At 36.7% G+C, this 24,279-nt stretch carries 20 protein-coding genes, 1 pseudogene and 1 CRISPR repeat array (1 of these 22 only partly in view); of the genes and pseudogenes, 17 read left to right on the top strand and 4 right to left on the bottom strand.

The genetic code is table 11. The features are described from left to right. Positions 1–7,138: a CRISPR direct-repeat array (repeat unit 30 nt; unit sequence CTTTTAATCGAACCAATCTGGAATTGAAAT) (it extends 1,819 nt beyond the left edge of the window). A gap of 1,720 nt (positions 7,139–8,858) precedes the next feature. Continuing rightward, the gene (locus tag MTP09_RS08515) at positions 8,859–9,092 is read left to right on the top strand and encodes a restriction endonuclease subunit S (RefSeq protein ID WP_243547914.1); all 234 of its coding nucleotides are present in this window, start codon (positions 8,859–8,861) and stop codon (positions 9,090–9,092) included. Between the two features lie 118 nt (positions 9,093–9,210). Here MTP09_RS08515 and MTP09_RS08510 read toward each other — a convergent pair whose 3' ends face one another. Beyond that, complete coding sequence (locus MTP09_RS08510) at positions 9,211–10,107, bottom strand: helix-turn-helix domain-containing protein (protein WP_243547912.1); 897 nt, start codon at positions 10,105–10,107, stop codon at positions 9,211–9,213. A gap of 214 nt (positions 10,108–10,321) precedes the next feature. On the opposite strand from MTP09_RS08510, the gene MTP09_RS08505 reads away from it, so the two are divergent. The 6 genes from MTP09_RS08505 to MTP09_RS08480 all read left to right on the top strand — a co-directional run bounded on the left by MTP09_RS08505 (position 10,322) and on the right by MTP09_RS08480 (position 14,539). Further along, a complete protein-coding gene (locus MTP09_RS08505) occupies positions 10,322–10,735 on the top strand; it encodes a (R)-mandelonitrile lyase (RefSeq protein ID WP_243547911.1) in 414 nt (137 codons plus the stop codon). Between the two features lie 12 nt (positions 10,736–10,747). Then, complete coding sequence (locus MTP09_RS08500) at positions 10,748–11,479, top strand: carboxymuconolactone decarboxylase family protein (RefSeq protein WP_243547909.1); 732 nt, start codon at positions 10,748–10,750, stop codon at positions 11,477–11,479. 5 nt (positions 11,480–11,484) lie between these two features. Then, on the top strand, positions 11,485–11,871 hold the full coding sequence (locus tag MTP09_RS08495) for a DUF2255 family protein (protein ID WP_243547907.1): 387 nt from the start codon (positions 11,485–11,487) through the stop codon (positions 11,869–11,871). A 33-nt stretch (positions 11,872–11,904) separates the two neighbouring features. Next, the gene (locus MTP09_RS08490) at positions 11,905–13,089 is read left to right on the top strand and encodes an NAD(P)-dependent alcohol dehydrogenase (protein WP_243547905.1); all 1,185 of its coding nucleotides are present in this window, start codon (positions 11,905–11,907) and stop codon (positions 13,087–13,089) included. Between the two features lie 24 nt (positions 13,090–13,113). Continuing rightward, a complete protein-coding gene (locus tag MTP09_RS08485; protein ID WP_243547903.1) occupies positions 13,114–13,962 on the top strand; it encodes an aldo/keto reductase in 849 nt (282 codons plus the stop codon). A 322-nt stretch (positions 13,963–14,284) separates the two neighbouring features. Further along, on the top strand, positions 14,285–14,539 hold the full coding sequence (locus MTP09_RS08480; protein WP_243547901.1) for a hypothetical protein: 255 nt from the start codon (positions 14,285–14,287) through the stop codon (positions 14,537–14,539). A gap of 196 nt (positions 14,540–14,735) precedes the next feature. On the opposite strand, the gene MTP09_RS08475 is transcribed toward MTP09_RS08480, so the two are convergent. Together MTP09_RS08475 and MTP09_RS08470 are read right to left on the bottom strand one after the other, a co-directional pair. Further along, positions 14,736–15,134 (bottom strand): transposase, encoded by a 399-nt coding sequence (locus MTP09_RS08475; protein ID WP_243547899.1) that lies wholly within the window; start codon positions 15,132–15,134, stop codon positions 14,736–14,738. A 32-nt stretch (positions 15,135–15,166) separates the two neighbouring features. Beyond that, a pseudogene (locus MTP09_RS08470) lies at positions 15,167–15,513 on the bottom strand (transposase). A 132-nt stretch (positions 15,514–15,645) separates the two neighbouring features. On the opposite strand from MTP09_RS08470, the gene MTP09_RS08465 reads away from it, so the two are divergent. The 3 genes from MTP09_RS08465 to MTP09_RS08455 all read left to right on the top strand — a co-directional run bounded on the left by MTP09_RS08465 (position 15,646) and on the right by MTP09_RS08455 (position 16,565). Beyond that, a complete protein-coding gene (locus MTP09_RS08465) occupies positions 15,646–15,876 on the top strand; it encodes a tautomerase family protein (protein ID WP_243547895.1) in 231 nt (76 codons plus the stop codon). A gap of 136 nt (positions 15,877–16,012) precedes the next feature. After that, positions 16,013–16,249, top strand: a complete 237-nt coding sequence (locus tag MTP09_RS08460; protein ID WP_243547893.1) for a helix-turn-helix transcriptional regulator — start codon at positions 16,013–16,015, stop codon at positions 16,247–16,249. After that, positions 16,185–16,565: a transposase gene (locus tag MTP09_RS08455; RefSeq protein ID WP_243547891.1), complete on the top strand. Its 381-nt coding sequence runs from the start codon at positions 16,185–16,187 to the stop codon at positions 16,563–16,565. Before MTP09_RS08460 ends, MTP09_RS08455 begins: the two co-directional genes overlap by 65 nt. A gap of 109 nt (positions 16,566–16,674) precedes the next feature. Here the strand turns inward: MTP09_RS08455 and MTP09_RS08450 are convergent, their stop codons facing one another. After that, complete coding sequence (locus tag MTP09_RS08450) at positions 16,675–17,454, bottom strand: XRE family transcriptional regulator (protein WP_243547890.1); 780 nt, start codon at positions 17,452–17,454, stop codon at positions 16,675–16,677. A 61-nt stretch (positions 17,455–17,515) separates the two neighbouring features. On the opposite strand from MTP09_RS08450, the gene dinB reads away from it, so the two are divergent. The 7 genes from dinB (at position 17,516) to MTP09_RS08415 (ending at position 24,246) form a co-directional block, all read left to right on the top strand. After that, the gene (gene dinB, locus MTP09_RS08445; RefSeq protein ID WP_243547889.1) at positions 17,516–18,658 is read left to right on the top strand and encodes a DNA polymerase IV; all 1,143 of its coding nucleotides are present in this window, start codon (positions 17,516–17,518) and stop codon (positions 18,656–18,658) included. A 19-nt stretch (positions 18,659–18,677) separates the two neighbouring features. Next, positions 18,678–21,740 (top strand): DNA polymerase III subunit alpha, encoded by a 3,063-nt coding sequence (locus tag MTP09_RS08440; RefSeq protein ID WP_243547888.1) that lies wholly within the window; start codon positions 18,678–18,680, stop codon positions 21,738–21,740. 63 nt (positions 21,741–21,803) lie between these two features. Next, positions 21,804–22,010 carry a helix-turn-helix transcriptional regulator gene (locus MTP09_RS08435; RefSeq protein ID WP_243547886.1) on the top strand — a complete coding sequence of 69 codons (207 nt, stop codon included), beginning with the start codon at positions 21,804–21,806 and terminating at the stop codon, positions 22,008–22,010. Positions 22,011–22,327: 317 nt separating this feature from the next. Next, positions 22,328–22,543, top strand: a complete 216-nt coding sequence (locus MTP09_RS08430; protein WP_243547885.1) for a helix-turn-helix transcriptional regulator — start codon at positions 22,328–22,330, stop codon at positions 22,541–22,543. Between the two features lie 224 nt (positions 22,544–22,767). Then, entirely contained in the window at positions 22,768–22,980 is a 213-nt protein-coding gene (locus MTP09_RS08425) for a helix-turn-helix domain-containing protein (protein WP_243547883.1), read from the top strand. Beyond that, a complete protein-coding gene (locus MTP09_RS08420) occupies positions 22,977–23,312 on the top strand; it encodes a HipA N-terminal domain-containing protein (protein ID WP_243547882.1) in 336 nt (111 codons plus the stop codon). The genes MTP09_RS08425 and MTP09_RS08420 overlap by 4 nt, the downstream gene beginning before the upstream one ends. Beyond that, on the top strand, positions 23,305–24,246 hold the full coding sequence (locus MTP09_RS08415) for a HipA domain-containing protein (RefSeq protein ID WP_317618754.1): 942 nt from the start codon (positions 23,305–23,307) through the stop codon (positions 24,244–24,246). Before MTP09_RS08420 ends, MTP09_RS08415 begins: the two co-directional genes overlap by 8 nt. Positions 24,247–24,279: the final 33 nt, after the last annotated feature.

Here is a 24,279-nt window from a genome sequence, read left to right as displayed (position 1 = left end):
GCGTCCTCATCCAGACTTTTAATCGAACCAATCTGGAATTGAAATATTAAAAAGAACGACCACTATATGGATAGTTTAGCTCTTTTAATCGAACCAATCTGGAATTGAAATAATAGACCAAAGGGCGAATCAGGTAATAATTGATATGCTTTTAATCGAACCAATCTGGAATTGAAATATGGAAATCACAGGAAAAATTCTACAGAAAAACGACTTTTAATCGAACCAATCTGGAATTGAAATAGTAGAATGTGAGAACATATTTTTTTCGCTCGGGTACTTTTAATCGAACCAATCTGGAATTGAAATCATCATCTGTTGTAATTGTGTCATTTTGGGAATTATCTTTTAATCGAACCAATCTGGAATTGAAATTTTTTTATTCCAACTGCATTCAGTTCGTTAATTCCCTTTTAATCGAACCAATCTGGAATTGAAATCCGTTTGAACCTCCTAAATAGTAATCTCCGAACCAGTCTTTTAATCGAACCAATCTGGAATTGAAATAGTGTTGGAAATTGACGGGGCAAAAGTAAAACTCAACTTTTAATCGAACCAATCTGGAATTGAAATCGAATGAGGACTTGCAGACATTACCGACATTGAGGCTTTTAATCGAACCAATCTGGAATTGAAATCCAAGTCTCTGCGGTTCAGATTTGCCCCGAAAAGACTCTTTTAATCGAACCAATCTGGAATTGAAATCTGGAAATTCCTGATACCATGTTGCGAAACTCTGCTCTTTTAATCGAACCAATCTGGAATTGAAATAAGAGATCGGCAAAATGTCGGCGGAGGAGCAAAACACTTTTAATCGAACCAATCTGGAATTGAAATTCTGAAACTTTAATAATAGCACTATTTGTTGGTAATCTTTTAATCGAACCAATCTGGAATTGAAATAATATTGAAACCCCCGAAACGGAAATTCTGAGCTATCTTTTAATCGAACCAATCTGGAATTGAAATTATCCTATTGTCGGAACTTTTGCAGGACACAGATAACTTTTAATCGAACCAATCTGGAATTGAAATTAGCAAATTGTGGTAATATCTTTCCAGTCTTCCGGCTTTTAATCGAACCAATCTGGAATTGAAATATAATGAAAGCGAAAATTTGAAGTAAAAGAAAATTTCTTTTAATCGAACCAATCTGGAATTGAAATGTAGAAGAAACTGCCCCGAATGGAATCTACGCCATCTTTTAATCGAACCAATCTGGAATTGAAATATGATTAGGATTAGCACAATAGTGAGTACTATTGTATCTTTTAATCGAACCAATCTGGAATTGAAATACGGGTACTATTACTGATAATACTAAGTTTTTCTACTTTTAATCGAACCAATCTGGAATTGAAATCGATAAGAGAGCTTTTGTGAAGGGTTCAATCGCAGCCTTTTAATCGAACCAATCTGGAATTGAAATATAGATTATAAAAATTATCCTAAAAATTGGAAAACGCTTTTAATCGAACCAATCTGGAATTGAAATTTACTTCCTTCATATCCAAGTCCGAACGGTTTTCACTTTTAATCGAACCAATCTGGAATTGAAATAAAGACGAGGTGTTTGATTATATCTTCAACTACGGCCTTTTAATCGAACCAATCTGGAATTGAAATGGAACAAGACGGAGAAATTCTATTCCTTTCCAAATACTTTTAATCGAACCAATCTGGAATTGAAATTAACTACATTAAGAAATTGATTGCAGACGGTAAACAACTTTTAATCGAACCAATCTGGAATTGAAATAACGAAAAAACGTGCTTCTTCGGTTGTTTTACCAGTTCTTTTAATCGAACCAATCTGGAATTGAAATTGGAAGAGGCTGTGAAGGAACTTATCGCAAACAAGACTTTTAATCGAACCAATCTGGAATTGAAATAGCTTCCAAATTATTAATCCTCGTCAAAGCCGAACTTTTAATCGAACCAATCTGGAATTGAAATATGGTTGAAGTTCATCCATCGAAAGTCCGAGGATGACTTTTAATCGAACCAATCTGGAATTGAAATTCGTAAGATTGGAAAAAGATGTTTTTTCCGTTGAACTTTTAATCGAACCAATCTGGAATTGAAATTAGATGTTCGAGACAATCGCTACGCCTATCCAAAACGCTTTTAATCGAACCAATCTGGAATTGAAATTAATCTTCACGGTGTAAATTCCCTGCGATGGATACTTTTAATCGAACCAATCTGGAATTGAAATTTGAACATAGACGACATCGTCGTTACGTTCTGAGCTTTTAATCGAACCAATCTGGAATTGAAATAAAGTTGCCGTAACGGAAAAAAGGGAGAGGTTTCTTCTTTTAATCGAACCAATCTGGAATTGAAATTTCCCTGCTTTGAACGTCAACTTTATTTACAGACCACTTTTAATCGAACCAATCTGGAATTGAAATACAAGGTGTATCGGTGTTGAATCCCACATCGTAGACTTTTAATCGAACCAATCTGGAATTGAAATAAAAAATAAGGTCTAAAGTTACCCGAAGCCGAATCCTTTTAATCGAACCAATCTGGAATTGAAATATGTTTTTGTTACCACGTTTTAGAGTGCCGTACGCTTTTAATCGAACCAATCTGGAATTGAAATATTCTTTAGGTCTGCCGCGTTTGCTTGACTGGATGTCTTTTAATCGAACCAATCTGGAATTGAAATTACGAGGTTTTCCTGATGGATGACGTGAATTTGGACTTTTAATCGAACCAATCTGGAATTGAAATTTCACGTCGCCTACCAGCAAAGTTCCCGTACTGACCTTTTAATCGAACCAATCTGGAATTGAAATAAATCCGAGTTCCGTGTTCAGGTTACAGAATGCGCTTTTAATCGAACCAATCTGGAATTGAAATCGGAAATGCTTGCAAAAGAAAACATTGCTATTGCTACTTTTAATCGAACCAATCTGGAATTGAAATCCGTTTTCCTGCTCATAAATCCACCGGCAACGGCGGTAGACTTTTAATCGAACCAATCTGGAATTGAAATTTGTAATGAGAATTTATACTCTTTGGCAAGGATATACTTTTAATCGAACCAATCTGGAATTGAAATTTTTTGCGGAAAAGAATTTCAAGGTGAGATTTACACTTTTAATCGAACCAATCTGGAATTGAAATTTGCCCGCGCAAATTGCGGGCTTTGTTTACGAAACTTTTAATCGAACCAATCTGGAATTGAAATTCAATAATTCATTAATCAATCAGTCCGGTGCAGGACTTTTAATCGAACCAATCTGGAATTGAAATCATCCTTCGAAGGTTGAATTAATCGATAAGATTACCTTTTAATCGAACCAATCTGGAATTGAAATTTTAATTCTGAAAATTTATCAAGAAACTCTTGCTTCTTTTAATCGAACCAATCTGGAATTGAAATAGAACAGCGGGACAAGTAGAACAGCGTGGAAGACTTCTTTTAATCGAACCAATCTGGAATTGAAATTTCCCTCGGTTGCCGTGTGTTGCTCCCTTCATTTCGGCTTTTAATCGAACCAATCTGGAATTGAAATATAATTGATTATTAACTTTTAAATTTTATATCAAATGCTTTTAATCGAACCAATCTGGAATTGAAATGTAAAAGCTGATGAAGGCGAGAAAGCCGACGGCGGACTTTTAATCGAACCAATCTGGAATTGAAATTCCGAAAAGCAGGACGTGAAAAAGGAGATGGACATCCTTTTAATCGAACCAATCTGGAATTGAAATAGAACAGCGGGACAAGTAGAACAGCGTGGAAGACTTCTTTTAATCGAACCAATCTGGAATTGAAATCTTTCGGTTTCGGGTTTTGCTGGTATTGCGTCTCAACTTTTAATCGAACCAATCTGGAATTGAAATCGGATCGCGATAGTAGGGGAAGAATGGTATTTATTCGTCTTTTAATCGAACCAATCTGGAATTGAAATAATCCACATCATCCACGAATCCAGCTTCTTTTACCCTTTTAATCGAACCAATCTGGAATTGAAATGAAAGCACAATAATGATCTGAAGCCGCTCATTAAGCTCTTTTAATCGAACCAATCTGGAATTGAAATGCGGAAAAAGCGGACGTTGATTCAAAATTCCTCGCTCTTTTAATCGAACCAATCTGGAATTGAAATTAATAACCCTCAACACTAAAAAAATGTCATTAATAACTTTTAATCGAACCAATCTGGAATTGAAATTTTACCTCCAGAACACCTTCGACAGTATGTTCTACTTTTAATCGAACCAATCTGGAATTGAAATGGGATTAGTCGGAAGTTTGCCGAAAGGTCGTAGGGACTTTTAATCGAACCAATCTGGAATTGAAATAAAAATCACCCAGAATTATTTTAGTTATTTTCGTATCTTTTAATCGAACCAATCTGGAATTGAAATCGGTTTAAATTTTCTGCGGATTTTTCGTTGTAATCTTTTAATCGAACCAATCTGGAATTGAAATGTGTACGAATGTTCCTATTATATGGTCTATTGCGACTTTTAATCGAACCAATCTGGAATTGAAATTCTTTATCGATTATAAAATGATAACCGGGATTTTTCCTTTTAATCGAACCAATCTGGAATTGAAATTAATATATAAAATTTAAAAGTTAATTAGCAAATATCTTTTAATCGAACCAATCTGGAATTGAAATATTGCAGGAGCGATACCGGCTGCATTTGCCGCGGCCTTTTAATCGAACCAATCTGGAATTGAAATTTGGCTGATATGCTACTCCACGCCGTTTGACACCACTTTTAATCGAACCAATCTGGAATTGAAATCTACAACCGAAACCTTTTCGATTTTGGAAGCGACACTTTTAATCGAACCAATCTGGAATTGAAATATTGCAGGAGCGATACCGGCTGCATTTGCCGCGGCTCTTTTAATCGAACCAATCTGGAATTGAAATGAAGAAACCTTTGCGATAATAAACATCCGGGAAGCTGCTTTTAATCGAACCAATCTGGAATTGAAATAAAGTTGTAGCTGTTGTTGCTTCACCAAACGAAAACTTTTAATCGAACCAATCTGGAATTGAAATGCAGTTCGAAAAGTTTGCTTTGGCAAAGCGTTAAAATCTTTTAATCGAACCAATCTGGAATTGAAATTCAAAACGTCGTACATGCTTCAGGAGCGTTTTCTCCTTTTAATCGAACCAATCTGGAATTGAAATGTCATTAGTAATTTTGTTTAAAGCTGCAATTACCGCTTTTAATCGAACCAATCTGGAATTGAAATCGCAAAAATGGGTGAACGCAGGTATTACCTACAACTTTTAATCGAACCAATCTGGAATTGAAATATAATGGTATTCACGTTATTTGCCCCTCCGTATATGCTTTTAATCGAACCAATCTGGAATTGAAATTTCCCTGCTTTGCACGTCAACTTTATTTACAGACCACTTTTAATCGAACCAATTTGGAATTGAAATTTAACAGCTTGTTGGGCTATACAAATCAGACGGTGGCTTTTAATCGAACCAATCTGGAATTGAAATAACTGGGGGTAACGATAGCCCCCCGCCCCGAAACCGCTTTTAATCGAACCAATCTGGAATTGAAATTTCCCTGGAAGATTTTAAAAAGCAAACCATTAAGAACTTTTAATCGAACCAATCTGGAATTGAAATAGCATATCATCAACATGGTGGATACTTCCGTTCCTGCTTTTAATCGAACCAATCTGGAATTGAAATATTGAATTTTTCTATATTGTTTTTAATAATTATAGTCTTTTAATCGAACCAATCTGGAATTGAAATAAAGTTTTATGAACGCTTCCGCCTTCATCTTGAACTTTTAATCGAACCAATCTGGAATTGAAATTCTGAAACCTTTATTATTCCGTTATTTGTCGAAACCCTTTTAATCGAACCAATCTGGAATTGAAATTTATCCTTTAGTTACCGTAGAGGATTTGGACAGGGACTTTTAATCGAACCAATCTGGAATTGAAATACGTTACAATACATGTTGGATAACTACCCAGATGCACTTTTAATCGAACCAATCTGGAATTGAAATTTTGTTGCACCGGCAACTACGTTACGAGTGTCAATCTTTTAATCGAACCAATCTGGAATTGAAATAACAAAAGAAAATGGTGCTGAATCCTACGGATGTTTCCTTTTAATCGAACCAATCTGGAATTGAAATTATATTTCGAAATATATGCGGAAACCTGGGAAACATCTTTTAATCGAACCAATCTGGAATTGAAATAATTGTAAAAAAAACCCATGTACATTGCCTTTCGAGCTTTTAATCGAACCAATCTGGAATTGAAATTTAACTATAACTTTTAACTTATTGATAATCAGATTCTTTTAATCGAACCAATCTGGAATTGAAATCGAATTATTCTTCAAAACGCCCGCTTCCCGGAAAGTCTTTTAATCGAACCAATCTGGAATTGAAATCGATGAAACAAATCACAATGTTTCAGACGATAGATCTTTTAATCGAACCAATCTGGAATTGAAATAGAATATGATCGAGGAACCGTTCATCATCGTCATTCTTTTAATCGAACCAATCTGGAATTGAAATGGAATATTGATTACGAGGAATCGATGCTCGACGATTACTTTTAATCGAACCAATCTGGAATTGAAATTTCCGGACAAAGATTCTGATTTTCCCACATCAGACTTTTAATCGAACCAATCTGGAATTGAAATCAGCCGGCGAGACGCACAGCGGCGCAGCCGAAAAACTTTTAATCGAACCAATCTGGAATTGAAATAGTGCTGTGCAGGATATTTAGATAGAAAATTAAATAACTTTTAATCGAACCAATCTGGAATTGAAATATGATGGTTTTGAAAAAGACAAATCTTCCGAAAGACTTTTAATCGAACCAATCTGGAATTGAAATTCGTTAGTAAACGCCAAATCCGAAAGTGGAGCATCTTTTAATCGAACCAATCTGGAATTGAAATGGGGTCTATTTTAGGAAAAATGGTTTTGGGCGTTTGGCTTTTAATCGAACCAATCTGGAATTGAAATAAAGTGGTAGAAAGATTGCAAAAAGCGGTAGAAAACTTTTAATCGAACCAATCTGGAATTGAAATCAATCAGGTTCCACCACCTCCGACCACACTTCCGACTTTTAATCGAACCAATCTGGAATTGAAATTGAGAAACCCACGAACACCCGGGCAAGTGGAACAGCCTTTTAATCGAACCTTCTGGAATTGAAATTGTTGCAGACGAGCAATAAAAGCAGCAGCAACAGTCTTTTAATCGAACCTTCTGGAATTGAAATATCCTTATGGAACTCTGAAGCGTGGCAATAAAAACATCTTTTAATCGAACCTTCTGGAATTGAAATTTGATAAAAACTATAATACCATATCGAAAAACTAACTTTTAATCGAACCTTCTGGAATTGAAATTATGTTTCATCTTCCGTAACCGCTCCGAAATTCGGCTTTTAATCGAACCTTCTGGAATTGAAATTACGTACTCAAATAAAGATTCGCATAAGACGCTCACCTTTTAATCGAACCTTCTGGAATTGAAATATAATTTTTGCGAGTTCGGGATGTTCCTGCACTTCTTTTAATCGAACCTTCTGGAATTGAAATATGAAAAATCTACACAAACTGCGCTCCTGGAAATACTTTTAATCGAACCTTCTGGAATTGAAATTCAATTGCAGACAGAGCTTTCGGAAGCATAATTTTAACTTTTAATCGAACCTTCTGGAATTGAAATCAATAAACATTCAGTTCCGTTATCTAATATCATTTGCTTTTAATCGAACCTTCTGGAATTGAAATCCATAAAAAATAAGTGCTATGAAAAAACTATTAATTCTTTTAATCGAACCTTCTGGAATTGAAATTCGTAGAAGAAAAAAAGAGAAAAAAAGAATATAGAACTTTTAATCGAACCTTCTGGAATTGAAATTCCGCTGATTCTGTTACTTTCGATGTGGATTTAACTTTTAATCGAACCTTCTGGAATTGAAATTTGGATGGCTTTATTTCCCTATTGGTCAACAAAATCTTTTAATCGAACCTTCTGGAATTGAAATTTATTTAAACAATTTAGAGAAATGGCGGTTTTTCAACTTTTAATCGAACCTTCTGGAATTGAAATTCCTAAAAGTAGGATGATTTAAATTTTGCTTATACTTTTAATCGAACCTTCTGGAATTGAAATCAATGAAACTTTATTAACAGGTTGGAAAGACGGAACTTTTAATCGAACCTTCTGGAATTGAAATAAGCAATCTGCCATAATTATTTAATTTTTTTGATTCTTTTAATCGAACCTTCTGGAATTGAAATTCGTCTTTTCCAGTTGCTGTTTTTAGTAGTGCTGCTTTTAATCGAACCTTCTGGAATTGAAATGGAATCTCGTTGACAACGAGCTGAATATCTTTCCCGCCTTTTAATCGAACCTTCTGGAATTGAAATCAGACTTCTAAAAGGTGAAAATTTTAAAGAATTGTTCTTTTAATCGAACCTTCTGGAATTGAAATTGAAAATCGTTTCGGATGTCCTGGACGATGGAAACTTTTAATCGAACCTTCTGGAATTGAAATCCGATTTAATTGATTCCGAACTTCGCGGCGATGACACTTTTAATCGAACCTTCTGGAATTGAAATTCTATTCGGATGCCGTCACGTACAACTTCCAATATTCTATTAATCGAACCTTCTGGAATTGAAATCGTAATGACCGCCTTCTGATATTACATAAATTGTGTCTTTTAATCGAACCAATCTGGAATTGAAATCAAATATAAATAAATCAATTCTTTACATGCAATAATCTAAGCCATTCAAAAAGTTTGTTAACTCATTTTTTTTAGCCTATTTATTAAACTCACCTTATGGAGTAAAATATGCAAAAGGAAATATCAAGTAAAGGAGGTTCAGCCGGAAATTTTAATTTAGGGCGAATCAAGTCATTTTTATTTCCACTTCCCCCGCTTGAAATTCAGGAAAGAATTGTCGCCAAACTGGATGAACTGATGCACCACTGCGATGCGCTGGAAGCCAGCGTAAAAGAAAGTCAAAACGCCAATAATCTTCTTCTGCAACAGGTTTTGAGGGAAGCGCTGGAAGGAGGGGGTTAAAATTTTATTTTTCAATATATGAGCACGCATTTAAGAATATTACTCGACTACTCTGGAAGCATGGGATATATGCATGGTGGTGACTTTGGCAGGGAAAGTCTTTGGTTTCTGTAAGAGGTTAATTCAAATGTCTGTACTCATTAGGTGTAACTCCAACCTTTTGTTTAAACAACCTTGTAAAATGTTGTTGGTATTTAAAGCCTAATTCATTAGCAACATCATTTATTGTTTTGCTTCTGTCAAATATCCGATTTTTTGCCTCATCAATTAATCGTGTTTGTATATAGTCCAAAGCAGTGCTGCCTGTTTCCTTTTTTATTAGGTCTCCAAAATAATTTGGTGATAGATGTAGTGCATCTGCACAATAGGCAACAGTTGGTAATCCAAAAGTACTTGACCTGTCTGTTTTGAAATAATCGTTCAATAGGTTTTCAAATCGGGTCAGTATATCCTTATTGGCAGTGCTTCGTGTTATAAATTGTCGGTCATAAAAACGCTGACAGTAGTTTAAAAGAAGTTCAATTGTTGATACTATAAGTGTCTTGCTATGCTTATCAATATTTTGGTCTATCTCATCATTAATCTTATTAAAGCAATCAATGATAGTCCTCCTTTCTTTCTTGGAGAGGTGCAGGGCTTCTTCAACCTCATAGGAAAAAAAGGTATAGTCTTTAATATTTTTCCCTAATGAGGTTCCGGCAATCAAATCCGGATGAAAAACCAAAGCATATCCTGATGCTCTTACTTTAGCCCCTTTGCTATCCACACCATATAACTGACCTGGAGCAATAAAAATCAATGTGCCATCTGCATAGTCATAATGGCTGTTGCCGTAACGTAAATCACCGCATTTGATATTTTTGAGTAACACAGCGTAAATACTCATATTAAGTCTATGAGTCTGTACCTCAGGTAAATCGTCAAAATTAACAATACTTACAAGCGGGTGCAGGGTGTCTACGCCAAGGCAATTGTTATAGTCCTTTACATTTCCAATTTTCCTTATCTCTTCCATATCTTAAATTTTCTCTCTGCAAATTTAGTAATTCTAAATGCTGTTTTGGCTCAGTTTAGTAATAATCAGTAAAAGTGGTAAAAAGAACAGTATTCTGTATAAACCGGGTGCATTAGATAGTTGCGATATTTGCAGTATGAAATTCAAGTTAATTCAATTGCTGATTATAGCTGTTACATTAACAGCCTGCAATAGTACTAAAAACACTTCCAAAATGACAACAGATAACAATACCTCAATTTTCCCTAAAGGGCAACAGTTGCCGAAACAGTGGTTTACAGGCACTGCATTTTTGTATCCAATGATTTCAAAGGATAAGAATAATAATTTCTCTGCTGGTGCAGTAACATTTGAACCCGGCGCAAGAACCAATTGGCATACACACCCCAAAGGACAGGTACTGATTGTAACCGAAGGTGAAGGCATATATCAGGAGAGAGGAAAGCCGGCACAGTTCATTAAGAAAGGTGATGTAGTAAATATCCCGGAAAACGTTGAACATTGGCATGGAGCAACAGCTCAAAGCAAAATGGTTCACATTGCTATTACTAATTACGAAGGACAGGAAAACGCTGTATGGCTAAATCCTGTTACAGACGAAGAATATAAAGCAGCAAACAAAAAATAAAGTTTGTTAGTGATGATGAAAAACAAAACCCTTCGTTGGCTAATTCTTTTTGTTCTCACAGTAAGCATTACTAAAATGTACGCACAGCAAAATACAATTACAAATCCAACCTTGAGTCCAATGCAGCAAAGCCTTGTAAATATTTCTGCATTAACGGCAGCTGGAAATTTGCTGCAATTAAAACCGCAGCTAAATAAAGGATTGGATTCTGGTCTAACAATTAACGAGATTAAGGAAACATTGGTACAGCTCTATGCCTATTGTGGTTTTCCAAGAAGTCTCAATGCTCTTAATACTTTTAAAGTCGTATTGGATGAAAGAAAGGCAAAAGGAATTACAGACAGCATAGGAAAACAAATTATTGTTGAAGACACATCATCAGACAAATATGAACAAGGTAGAAAGGTTTTAGAAGTTCTTACCAAAGTTTCGCAGTCCAAACCGGCTCTGGGTTTTGGCGAGTTTGCACCTCGTATTGATGCTTTTCTGAAGGAACATTTGTTTGCCGATATTTTTAATAGCGATGTTTTGAGTTATCAGCAAAGGGAGTTGGTTACAATTTCGGCTTTGGCTTCAATGCCCGGTGTTGAGCCGCAGTTGCAAGCCCACATTACAATGGGAATAAATACAGGTATTACAAAAATGCAATTGATGGAAGTATTTAGCCTGATTGAAGAAAGTATTAATAAAACTCAGGCAGATACTGCAAGAAGCGTCTTGTCAAATTTTTTAATAAACAATTAATAAAAATGGATTCAGTAAATACAAAATTCTCATTGGAAGAATTACAAAATATAAACAAAGCAGATGACTTAAAAATATCGCCTTTCCGTTCCGATGGTGTTACTTATGGCACACCTACATGGATATGGGCAGTAGTAGTGAATGATGATTTATATGTACGGGCTTATAATGGCATTAAATCCCGCTGGTATCAATCAGCTATTGCACAAAAGGCAGGTCGTGTTCATGCGGCGGGTATGGTTAAGGATGTGAATTTTGAAAAAGTTAACGGCAGTATCAATGAACAAATTGATGAAGCTTACAAAAAAAAGTATGCTAAAAGCCCATACCTGTCCTCAATGATTAGTACCCGTGCCAAAGAAGCTACTGTAAAAGTTATACCGATTAAATAAATGAATGTATAAATACAATTAATTGATAAGGCTATGGCAAATAAAAACAATCAATTATCAAGAAGAAAATTTATAGAGCAAACAGCATTGGCTGGTGCAGCTTTAATAGTTACAAACCCTTTACAACTTCTTTCACAAACAAATAATTTTAAAAATATGAGCAACAACATTAAATCAAGAGCCTATGCCGCAAAAGACAGTTCCGGTAAATTAAGCCTTTGGGAGTTTGAACGCAGACCATTGGGTGATAATGACATTCTCATTGACATTAAATATGCAAGTATATGCCATTCAGATATACATCAGATGAAAGGACATTGGGGTCCGCAGCAATACCCACAGGTTCCGGGGCATGAAATTGCAGGGATCGTATCAGCAGTAGGAAAGAATGTAACCAAATTCAAAGTGGGAGATAAAGCAGGTGTAGGCTGTATGGTTGATAGCTGCATGGAATGTGAAAGCTGTAAAAAGGGCGAAGAGCATCATTGTGAAACAACTGGTTTTACTGGCACTTATGGTTCACCGGAAAAATCATCACCTACTGGAATTTCACAAGGTGGTTATTCCAATAATCTTGTGGTAAGGGATCATTTCGCAATTAAAATCCCGGACAATATAGATCTGCAACATGCAGCACCGCTGCTTTGTGCGGGTATTACAACTTATTCTCCTTTAATGCACGCAAAAATTAAAAAGGGTGATAAGGTTGGCGTAGCGGGTATTGGAGGTTTAGGTCACATGGCTATTCAATTAGCAGTATCAAAAGGAGCTGAAGTTTATGCATTCACAACTTCAGCGTCAAAAGTAGAAGACATCAAAAAGTTTGGAGCGAAAGAAGTAATTGTAGTGAGCGGTGCAGATAGCTTTAAACCATGGAAGGGGAAATTGGATTACATGATTTCCACTATCCCATATGCTTATGAAATGTCCTCATACATTGATTGCGTAAAGCCTTACGGTTACTTTACACAAGTAGGGCAACCTGTTAATGGTGAGCTTACTATTAACAACTTCAACATGATTTTCAACCGTGTCAATTTCAATGGTTCGTTAATTGGGGGTATTCCCGAAACACAGGAAGTAGTGGATTACTGTGCTCAAAAGAAAATCTATCCGCAAATCCAGTTAATAAAGGCAGAAGATATTAATGATGCCTGGGAAAAAATTGTAAACAAAGAAGCACGGTATCGCTATGTAATCGATGCTTCAACGATTTAAAACAATAAAAGAAATAAAAAAATTATGAAAACAGTAAAATTTAATAACGGTGTGGAAATGCCGATTTTAGGATTTGGAGTCTATCAAATTCCGAATTATGACGAATGTAAAAAAAGCGTGTTAACCGCTCTGGAAACCGGTTACAGAAGTATCGACACCGCACAGGCTTATGGAAACGAAAAAGCCGTTGGCGACGCCATAAAAGAAAGTGGAATTCCAAGAAACGAAATTTTTGTTACCACCAAACTTTGGATTTCTGACTACGGTTATGAGAAAGCCAAAACAGCCTTTGAGAGATCCATGGAAAAACTGCAGTTGGAGGCTTTAGATTTGTACTTGCTTCATCAACCTTTCAATGATATTTATGGTTCATGGCGAGCGTTGGAAGAACTGAACAAATCCGGAAAAATCCGTGCGATTGGTGTAAGTAATTTTTATCCTGACCGGTTGGCTGATTTAATTGAATTCAATGAAATCATTCCGGCCATCAACCAGATTGAAACGCACCCGTTTTTCCAAAGAAATGAAGACCGAAAAACAATGGATGAATATGGTGTTGTTCACCAGTCCTGGGCGCCGTTTGCAGAAGGCAGAAATAATCTTTTTGGTAATGAAACACTTCTGAAAATTGGAAACAAATACGGTAAAACTCCAGCACAGGTAACATTAAGATGGCTTATTCAGCGTGATGTGGTTGTGATTCCAAAGTCAGTGACCCCTTCCAGAATTAAAGAGAATTTTGAAGTTTTTGATTTTGAACTTTCCGCTGATGATATGCAGGAAATTGCCAAACTCGATAATCCTGAAAGTGCTTTTTTCACTCACGCTACTCCAGAGATGGTAAAACAGTTTAAACTTTGGTCTGGACTTTAAACATTACAGGACAAAAGCAAAATGCAATGAAATTCCTCTTTCTGATACTTCTGCAAATTCTGAGCATTTCAGGCTGCATACAAAATAAAGTACAACAAGAAGTTATGCAACAAGAAAGTTGGGAAGTAGTGGATTAGAAGTATACCGGCAGTCACTGCGTATGCAAATCTTTCATATAAACAATTACTTCAATCGCTGCTGGCTATTACTAAAAAGTATGCAGTATTGAGATGAGGGGCAATTCACAGGAGCAATAATATTTAGTTCATTTAGTGTCTTTTGGACTTCGTTGACATTTTTACTTGAAAGTCCCTCATATAACATGAACCCCAATCAAATCGGTTTATTTGGTCTTGTGGGTGCAGTAGGTGCATTAGGTGCTCGGGTAATTGGTGGGCTTAATGATAAAAAAGATAGCCGTAGAATCATCGTAGTATGTATCATTTCATGCCTCATTGCTTATGCAGTGTTAGGGTTTGCAGGCACATACATTATCGGAATTATTCTTGGAATTATTGTTTTGGATCTGGTATTCAGGGGACAATGGTTTCTACACAATCACTTATTTATAGTTTGAGTGACAGCGAGCGAAGCTGGTTGAATACTGTATTTGTTGTGTCAAACTTCGTAGGCGGTGCGGTAGGCTCTACATTGGGTTCAATTGCCTGGAATTTGTACAACTGGATAGGTGTGTGTATGGTGGGGATAATAATGCTTTTATTAGCATTTGCTGTAAATTTTAATTTCGGAAGTAAAAGAGCTTAGAGGCTATCTTAAAAATACCTTAATAGGATAATGACAGAAGCTAGAAAGATGAACGCTTGAAAGTTTTCGAGCTTTCGTTCCCACCTTACTAAACAGCGCCTATAGTTCTGCAGCCAGGCAAAGAACCTTTCTATGGTCCAGCGCTTTTTGTAAGGCCTTAGCTTTCTTCCATCTTGTGTTTTCTTTCGCTTGCGGTTTCTTTTGTGCGGTGCAATAAGTTCAATACCCCTTCGCTTCATCCGTTTGTCCAATGGATCGCTGTCATAAGCCTTATCACCAACCAACTTACCGATTCTGGCCTTGCTAAAGCGATGCTTGAAGGTTTGTTCCACCAAAGTGGCTTGAAAAGGAGTGGCTGAAAACACATGTACCGAATGTGGCCGGCTATCCCTTGTGGTGATTGCCATGATCTTAGAGCCCTTGCCGCGCTTTGTTTTGCCTACGCCAAAGCCCCTTTTTTTGCCCCGGCAAAAGAGCCGTCGATGAATGCTGTTTGTGCCTTACGGCTTTTACCGTTGTGATAAGCGCTTAATCTCGTAAGCATTTTCCTGAACACACCAGCCTTTGTCCATGCCTGAAAGTACCGGTGACAAGTTTGGTAGGGCGGGTACTCAGCAGGCAGCAGATGCCAGGCGCACCGGAAAACAGAATATAGATAATGCCGTTCAGCACTTCCCTTGGGTTGCGCCGAGGCCTTCCTTTGCCGTCTTTTCGCTTCTTTTGTTTAGGCAGCAAATCACTTACTGCAGCCCATTCACCATCACTAAGACAAACACCACCTTTCATAACTCACTTTTCTATTCCAATCCACAAAGCCCATACCTATTCAAAACCATTTTTGAGATAATCTCTAATTAAAAAGTACATGATTTAACCAGTAAAAAAGAAGTATCGAATAATCTTATTAAACACTAAATAATGCCACATATAATTGTAAAACTTTGGAAAGGCAAATCAGAAACACAGAAGAAAAAACTTGCCGAAGCATTAACTAATGCAGCAATATCTGTTATTGGTTATGATGAAAGCTCCTTCTCTGTAGCTATAGAAGATGTTGAACCAAACGATTGGAAAGAAAAAGTATATCAGTCGGATATTATAGAACAGAAAAATAAGTTATACAAGTCACCGGGATATAAAATGGAGTAAAAACAGTTTGAAAAATAATCAGTATACAGGATTTTTTGCAATTGAAGGTAAAACATGCTGAAGGGAGTTTAATTTTTATACCCCAAAAGGTATAATTAAAAATAATTTTATAATTTTATACCCTAAAAGGTATAAAATGAATCTTTCTTTATCACAATTCATAAAAGAAAAACGGAAACAACTAAAACTTACTCAACCCGAACTTGCGGAAAGAGCAGGCGTCGGCTTGCGTTTTATTCGTGAAATGGAACAGGGTAAGCAAACACTTCGGCTGGATAAAGTAAATCAGGTTTTAGCATTGTTCGGAAGTGATTCCAGGCAACCACCACGACCTTTACGATGTGGAGAAACAGATGGAAAAGATGCTGGATGAAATCAAAAAGTCAAATAGAAGGACGGACGGGCTGTTCCTAAATGCAGACGCTGGGTTTGATGCCGAAAGTTTGAGAAGCTACTTTACGGCGAACGAGATTTTCACCAATATCGACTTCAACAAAAGAAACGGAAACATTTCCGACAGAGAGGAAATCCTGGATAGGGAACTATACAAAAGAAGATTCGTGATTGAGCGGATGAATGCGTGGATTGACGGCTTCAAATCCCTATTGGTCAGATACGAGAAAAAGGAAAGTTACTGGAGGAATCTGCACCTTATCCCGTTCTGCAGCATCTTGATTAGGAAACTTTAAACAACTTCAATATATAATTATGTAAATATATAAAAGTTTATTTATTTAAGTAATTATTTTTTAAAATATTATTTTTTAAGTAAGCGTGGGCTATGTTATTATAAACAAGTTATTTAGTCTTAATATTAATCCTTTCGCTGATATACTTTATCTCACTCTTAATCTCAGAAAACATTTCCCGCACATTTTGGTTTTCAAATTCGTCGGGGCGGTATTCCTCGGTGTTGATACTGCAGGCAAATTCCCAAATTTCATAGATGTCAAACAGCGAAATTTTGTATGGTTCATAGAAATTATTGTCGGATTTTACCCAAATCGAACTGCCCTCGTGAAATTGGAAACGCTTGTAAATAATACCGTCATTTACTGTGATAAAGACATAAGTTTTGTCGGTTTTCAGTTCCGAAATATCTTCCACAAATTTCCCAACGATATATGTTCCGTCCTTGTAAGGTGGCATCGAATCGCCTTTCGCGGGAAAAGCACGGTATTTCCCGTTCCTTAAAAACGGAAGCGACAAAGTTTGAAGACTTTCGATATAACCTGGATCATTGTAACCGTTCAGATAGCCCATTGATGCTTTTTCGGGGACAATTTCAATTTTGTTGTCACCTTTAGAATCTACTGTGACAGGCAGTAGAATTCGGTTTTCAGCCACTTTCAGCATGTCGTCTAAAGGATATTTTCGAATATCGACACTCAAAAGCAAATCGACACTCACATTAAAATACTTGGAGAAGCGAAGCAAGAGTTCCAAAGGCGGTTCCGAAGTTCCGTCCTCGTATTTTACATACCGGCTTCTGGTAATTAAAAGGTCGTCCGCCAACTTTTGTTGGGAAATATTCTTGCGGTCTCTCAAAACCCTGATGTTATCTGAAAAAATAGACATTGTTATAAATTAGAACAACAAATTTAATAAAAATGTTATAAATCCGCAATAGTTTTGCAGTATGAATCGTTCGATTGTACATATGGATTTGGATACCTTCTTTGTTTCCTGCACCCGATTGTTGGACAGCAGACTGGAAGGCGTTCCCGTAATAGTAGGTGGTGGAGAAAGGGGTGTCGTCGCAAGTTGTTCTTATGAAGCGAGAAGATTTGGGGTGCATTCCGCAATGCCGATGAAGATGGCTTTACGGCTTTGTCCTGATGCAAAAGTGGTAAAAGGCGACTACGAATTATTCTCCAAAAAATCCAACGAGGTTACCGAAATCATTCAGGAAAATGTTCCCTTGATGGAAAAAGCAAGCATCGATGAATTTTACCTCGATTTATCGGGTATGGACAAATTTTTCGGATGCTACAAACTTACGAATGAAATTACCCAAACCATTACCAAAGAAACCGGACTGCCAATTTCCTTTGCACTTTCTACGAACAAAACCGTTTCAAAAATCGGAACCGGCGAAGCAAAACCTTTGGGAAGACTGGAAATTAAAAGCGATTTGGTTCAACCTTTTTTAAATCCTTTGTCCATCAGGAAAATTCCAATGGTGGGAAGTGTGACTTTTCAATTATTGTCGAGAATCGGAATTAGAACCATTCAAACTTTGTCGGAAATGCCTGTGGAAGTTCTGCAACAGATGATTGGGAAAAACGGAAGCGAACTATGGAAAAAGGCCAACGGAATCGATGAATCGCCCGTCATTCCTTATTCCGAAAGAAAATCCATTTCCAAGGAACATACATTTACGGAAGACACGATTGATGTTGAAAATATGCGGAGTTTAATTTCCGGAATGGTGGAAAATCTGGCGTTCCAACTGCGCGAACAAAAACTTCTCACTTCAATTGTCACGGTGAAAATCCGTTACGCCAACTTCGATACGGAAACCAAACAATGCCGTATTCCCTACAATTCTGCAGACCATACTTTGCTGAAGTACGCCTTGGAATTATTCAAAAAACTCTACACAAGAAGAATGCGTCTAAGATTAATCGGCGTCAAATTTTCAGGATTGGTTCACGGACAGCATCAGATGAATCTTTTTGAAGACACGGAAGAACTCATGAATCTGTATCAGGCGATGGACAAAATGAAGAAAAGATTTGGAAGTGATGCGGTGCAGAGAGCGTCGGGATATTTAGTCTAAATCAATTGAAAAATTACCAATGTTCCTCAACTGCCATTCCTACCACAGCCTGCGTTACGGAACCATATCTATTGAAGATTTGGTGGAAAACGCTGCCGCAATGCGTATTCCTGCATTGGCTTTGACGGACATTAACACGATTACGGGAATTTACGAGTTCTATAAACTTTGCAAAACGCATCTCATCAAACCGATTGTCGGCGTAGATATTCGTGTGGATAATGAGCAGTATTATGTGGCACTTGCGAAAAATCCTGATGGAATTTCGGAAATCAACCGGATAATTACCGCTTTCAACTGTGAAAATATTCCGCTTCCGAAACAGCATCCGAATTTGGAGAACGCCTTCATCATTTATCCTTTCAAAAATGCGCCGGAAACATTATCCGAAAACGAGTTTGTCGGAATCCGTCCCGAAGAAGTCAATTTTTTAGTTCAAAAAAAATGGAAAAGTCTGCTTCACAAAATGGTGGTTTTTCAGCCCGTCACTTTTTCCACGAAGCAGGATTACAATCTGCACCGGATTTTGAGAGCGATTGACAGAAATACGCTGGTTTCCAAACTGGATGAAAAAGATATTTGTGAAAAATCAGAATTTCTGAAACCGCCTTTCGAGGTTTTGAAACATTATAAAAATTACCCCCAAATCATCGAAAATACGGAAAGAATCATCGAACAGTGCCATTTTGAGTTTGATTTTTCCACGCCAAAAAACAAGAAGCACTTCACCGAAAGCAAGGAATCCGACGAGAAATTATTGCGAAAATTGGCTTACGAAGGTTTTAAAAAACGCTATTCCGAAGACAACGGAGTTGCCAAAAAACGCGTCGAAAAAGAACTGAAAGTCATCGACGAACTAAATTTTTCGGGATATTTTTTGATTACTTGGGATATTGTGCAATACAGCAATAGTCGTGGTTTTATGCATGTCGGTCGTGGTTCCGGTGCAAATTCCATTGTGAGTTACTGTCTGGGAATCACGGATATTTGTCCGATTGAACTCGACCTTTATTTTGAGCGTTTTTTGAATTTAAACCGAAAATCTCCGCCCGATTTCGATATCGACTGGAGTTGGAAGGAGCGCGACGAAATTCTCACCTATATTTTTGAAAAATACGGAAAAGACCATGTCGCTTTTTGCGGGACGAATGTGGAGTTTAAATACCGCTCGATTTTCCGCGAGGTAGGAAAAGCATTTGGTTTGCCGAAGGAAGAACTGGATGTTCTGGCGAAAAATCCGATGGCTTTGCACGATGACAACAAGGTGGTAAAACAGGTGCAGAAATATGGAATGTTGCTCGAAAAATTCCCGAACCAGCGCAGTATGCATTCGTGCGGAATTTTGATTTCCGAAGAACCGATAACGACTTATACCGCGCTGGAAATGCCACCAAAAGGTTTCCCGATTGTGCAGTTCGATATGCACACTGCAGAAGAAATCGGACTGGAAAAATTTGATATTCTATCGCAAAGAGGTTTGGGAACGATTGACGAAGCGGTTCGTTTAATCAAAAAAAACCAAGGAATTGAGGTCGATATCCGCGATACTTCGATTTCAAAAGATGAAAAAACCGCGAACGAATATTTGTCGAAAGGCAAGACTTTGGGCTGCTTTTACATCGAATCTCCTGCGATGCGCGGACTTTTAAGGCGTTTGAAATGCGACAATTACAAAACTTTGGTCGCCGCTTCGTCGATTATTCGTCCCGGAGTTGCACAGTCTGGAATGATGCGCGAATATATTTTCCGGCACAACAATCCAAATCAGTTTGACTATTTTCATCCGGTTTTTGAGGAGCAATTGGGCGAAACCTACGGAATTATGGTGTATCAGGAAGATGTGATTAAAATTGCGCTTCACTATGGCGGAGTTTCTGCGGAAGACGGCGATATTCTGCGTCGTGCGATGAGCGGAAAAAGCCGTTCCATAAAGAAGTTGCAGGAAGTAAAGGAACATTTTTTTGAATGTGCCAAAAAACAGGGACACCCCGAAAAACTTTCTGCAGAAGTGTATCGTCAAATTGAAAGTTTTGCAGGATATTCGTTCTGCAAGGCGCATTCCGCGAGTTATGCTGTGGAAAGTTACCAAAGTTTGTATTTAAAAGTTCATTTTCCCATAGAATTTATGGTCGCCGCGATTAATAACGGCGGTGGATTTTACAGAACGGAAGTTTATGTCCACGAATGCAGGATGAATGGCGGAATCATTCATAATCCTTGTGTTAATCAAAGTTTGTTTGAAACCACGGTTTACGGAAAAGATGTTTTTTTAGGACTGATGCACATTGAAAAACTGGAAAGCAGATTAGCGCAATTCATTCCCGAAGAACGGGAACGAAACGGCGAATTTACCTCGCTGGAAAATTTCATCAATCGTGTTCCAATCGGAATTGAAACCTTGCAGATTTTAATATTTGTCGGTGCATTTCGGTTTACCGGGAAACAGAAAAACGAACTGCTGATTGAGGCGAGGTTGATTATGATGAATTTCAAACCAGAACATCGCTTCCAATCTATTTTTGAAGAAGAACCGAGGAAAGATTACCGTTTGCCCAAATTGCAGAGAAACCGTTTCGAGGACGCTTTCGATGAGATTGAAATTTTAGGTTTTCCTGTTTCGTGCAGTCCGTTTGATTTGCTTCAGACAAAATACCGAGGTCCAGTAATGGCGAAAGATTTACTGAAATTCCACAAAAAGCAGGTAAAAATGTTGGCGTATCTCATCTCACGAAAACATGTTCCGACGAAGAAAGGCACGATGTATTTCGGAACCTGGATTGATGCAGAAGGCGAATATTTCGACACGGCACATTTTCCGGATAATTTGAAAGAATTTCCGTTTCAGGGTGGTGGTTGCTATCTGATTTTGGGACAGGTGGAAGTGGATTTTCATTTCCCGACAATTACTGTTTTAAAAATGGCAAAAATGCCTTTCATTCCCGATCCACGCTACGAATTCGATAAAGAAAAACGCTACGAAGTCCACCGAAAAATCAACGAAGATGTGAGCATGACCTGGCGAAAACCTTATCCGAGTGAACAGGAGATTGGTTTGCCGAGGGAGAAAATGAAAAATATTTGAATTCTTACTGGAGTTACTATTTCTCCTTATTTTTATCGCTAAATGTTAATCAAATAACAAATAATGAAAATTAACAGACTGAAAGTTGTTTTAGCAGAGAAAGAAAAAACCAATAAATGGCTGGCTGAACATCTTGGCAAAAGTGAGGTTACTGTTTCGCGGTGGGTGACGAATGATAATCAGCCGTCAATGGAAACTCTTTTAGAAATTGCAAAACTGCTGGATGTAGATATTAAAGATTTGTTGAATTCTTCGAAGGTAGTTTTATAATGGTTGGGAAAATTGATATTTTAGAAAATGAAATTTTAGAATTTTCAAAAGAAATTCTTGATATACTTCTTTCTGACCATACCACGAAGAGAAATATTTTTTGGGCTACGAATAATTATGAACATCTTGGTTCGGATTAGTAACAAACTGTATAAAATAGAAAAGGCGATATCAAAAATTTCAAAATAAAAAAATATTGCACTGAATTATTTTTTTTATATAACTTATAAAATTTAATGCAGGAGCAGATGATTTGCTATACCCCAAAAGGTATAATTAAAAATAATTCACTATTTTTACACCCTAAAAGGTATAAAATGAATCTTTCATTATCACTCTTCATCAAAGAAAAACGGAAACAACTAAAACTTACTCAGCCCGAACTCGCGGAAAGAGCAGGAGTCGGTTTGCGCTTTATCCGGGAAATGGAACAGGGCAAAAAAACGCTTCGGCTGGATAAAGTAAATCAGGTTTTAGCATTGTTCGGAAGTGAAATGGGCGTGGTTGAAAAAATTGAAAAACGCATTGAGTAAATACAATGATATCATTATTTCATTTGTCAATCATTAACAAATTCTATATCTCATATCGCGATACGCGCATCAAATAATAATCACCTAGATTAAATTCTTTGTACTAATATTTTTCATTCTGATTATATGCCTTTTGATATAACTACTATAAAAAATATAAAATTGTATTTATTTGCATATAATTTTATATATTCGCTTAATTATCATTGTAAAAGCATATAATTGTGTATCCTAATTTATCAAATTTTGTAAAGCAAAAGCGTAAAGAAGCTCAATTAACACAAGAAGAATTCGCTGAAAGAGCTGGTGTGGCGCTTACTGTTGTTCGAAAAATTGAACAGGGAAAAGAAAACTTGAGCATGGCAAAAGTAAATCAGGTTCTTTTGATGTTTGGCAGTAAATTAATTCCCATGAAGACTAAAGAAATAGAAGAATGAGACAGGGAAAAGTTTTTTATAATTCTATATTTGCCGGAGTAATTACAGAAACCAATGACGGTGAATATACATTTTCTTATGACGAAGGTTATATTCAAAAACATCCTAATCAGTTTCTTACATTTTCTATGCCTGTTTCGGATAAAGTGTATCGGGAAAAAAGACTGTTTCCTTTTTTTGAAGGCTTAATTCCGGAAGGATGGCTTTTGGATATCGCTTCGGATAATTGGAAGATTAATAAAAATGATCGGATGGGATTATTATTAGCATGTTGTAAAAATTGCATTGGCTCTGTAAGTGTTGAACCTTTTGAATTATCTGAAAGTGAGTAAATGTTTGTTTTGTTATCAGGCTTTGAAAGAAAATGAAATTGACTTTCATCCCAAATGCAGTAAAAAAATCTTTGGTACTTCCACAGCGCCTTTGCTTAATTATACTTTAGGCGATATGGAAACCTTGGCAAAGGAAATCATTGAAACTTCTATTTCTGTACCGGGTGTTCAACCAAAATTATCTTTAGGCTTTATTAAGGAAAAATTAGCTGACGGAACAAAGGGCAGATTAACCGTTTTAGAAGCTTTAGGAGGTCAATATATTTTGAAACCTCAGAATACCACTTTCCCTGAAATGCCTGAGAATGAACATCTGACTATGAAGTTGGCAGAATTGTTAGGAATACCAACGGTATTGTCTTCATTGATAAGATTAAAATCGGGGGAGCTTTCTTACATTACGAAGAGAATAGACAGAACTGCAAAAGGAGAAAAAATTCATATGTTGGATATGTTCCAAATTACTGAAGCGTTTGACAAATACAGAAGTTCTATTGAAAAAGTAGGAAAAGCAGTTATTGAACATTCATCGAACACATTGCTTGATGTTTTAAGGCTTTATGAGGTAGTTATTTTTAGTTATATAACTGGAAATAATGATATGCATCTTAAGAATTTTTCGTTGATTTTAAAAGGTGATAATTGGGAATTTGCACCTGCTTATGATCTATTGAATGTTCAACTGCATCTGCCGGAAGATAAAGAAGAAACGGCTTTAACGATTGAAGGTGAAAAAAGTCGCCTAACGAAGTCCGATTTTATCAATTTAGGAGTAAAATTTGGATTATCGGAAAAACAAATTGATAACATATTTCAAAGATTTTCAAAAGCCGAAAAGAAAATGTTATTATTAATAGACCAATCTTTTTTGAGTGAAGCAAATAGAATTAAATATAAGGATTTGCTTATACAAAGAATTAATCTTTTTAAGTAACTCAGCATAAGTCTGTACTTCATTTGTACTGCT

The sequence above is a fragment of the Chryseobacterium suipulveris genome, from assembly GCF_022811685.1.
Taxonomy (GTDB): Bacteria; Bacteroidota; Bacteroidia; order Flavobacteriales; family Weeksellaceae; genus Kaistella; species Kaistella suipulveris.
This window is presented reverse-complemented; position numbering and strand designations above follow the sequence as displayed.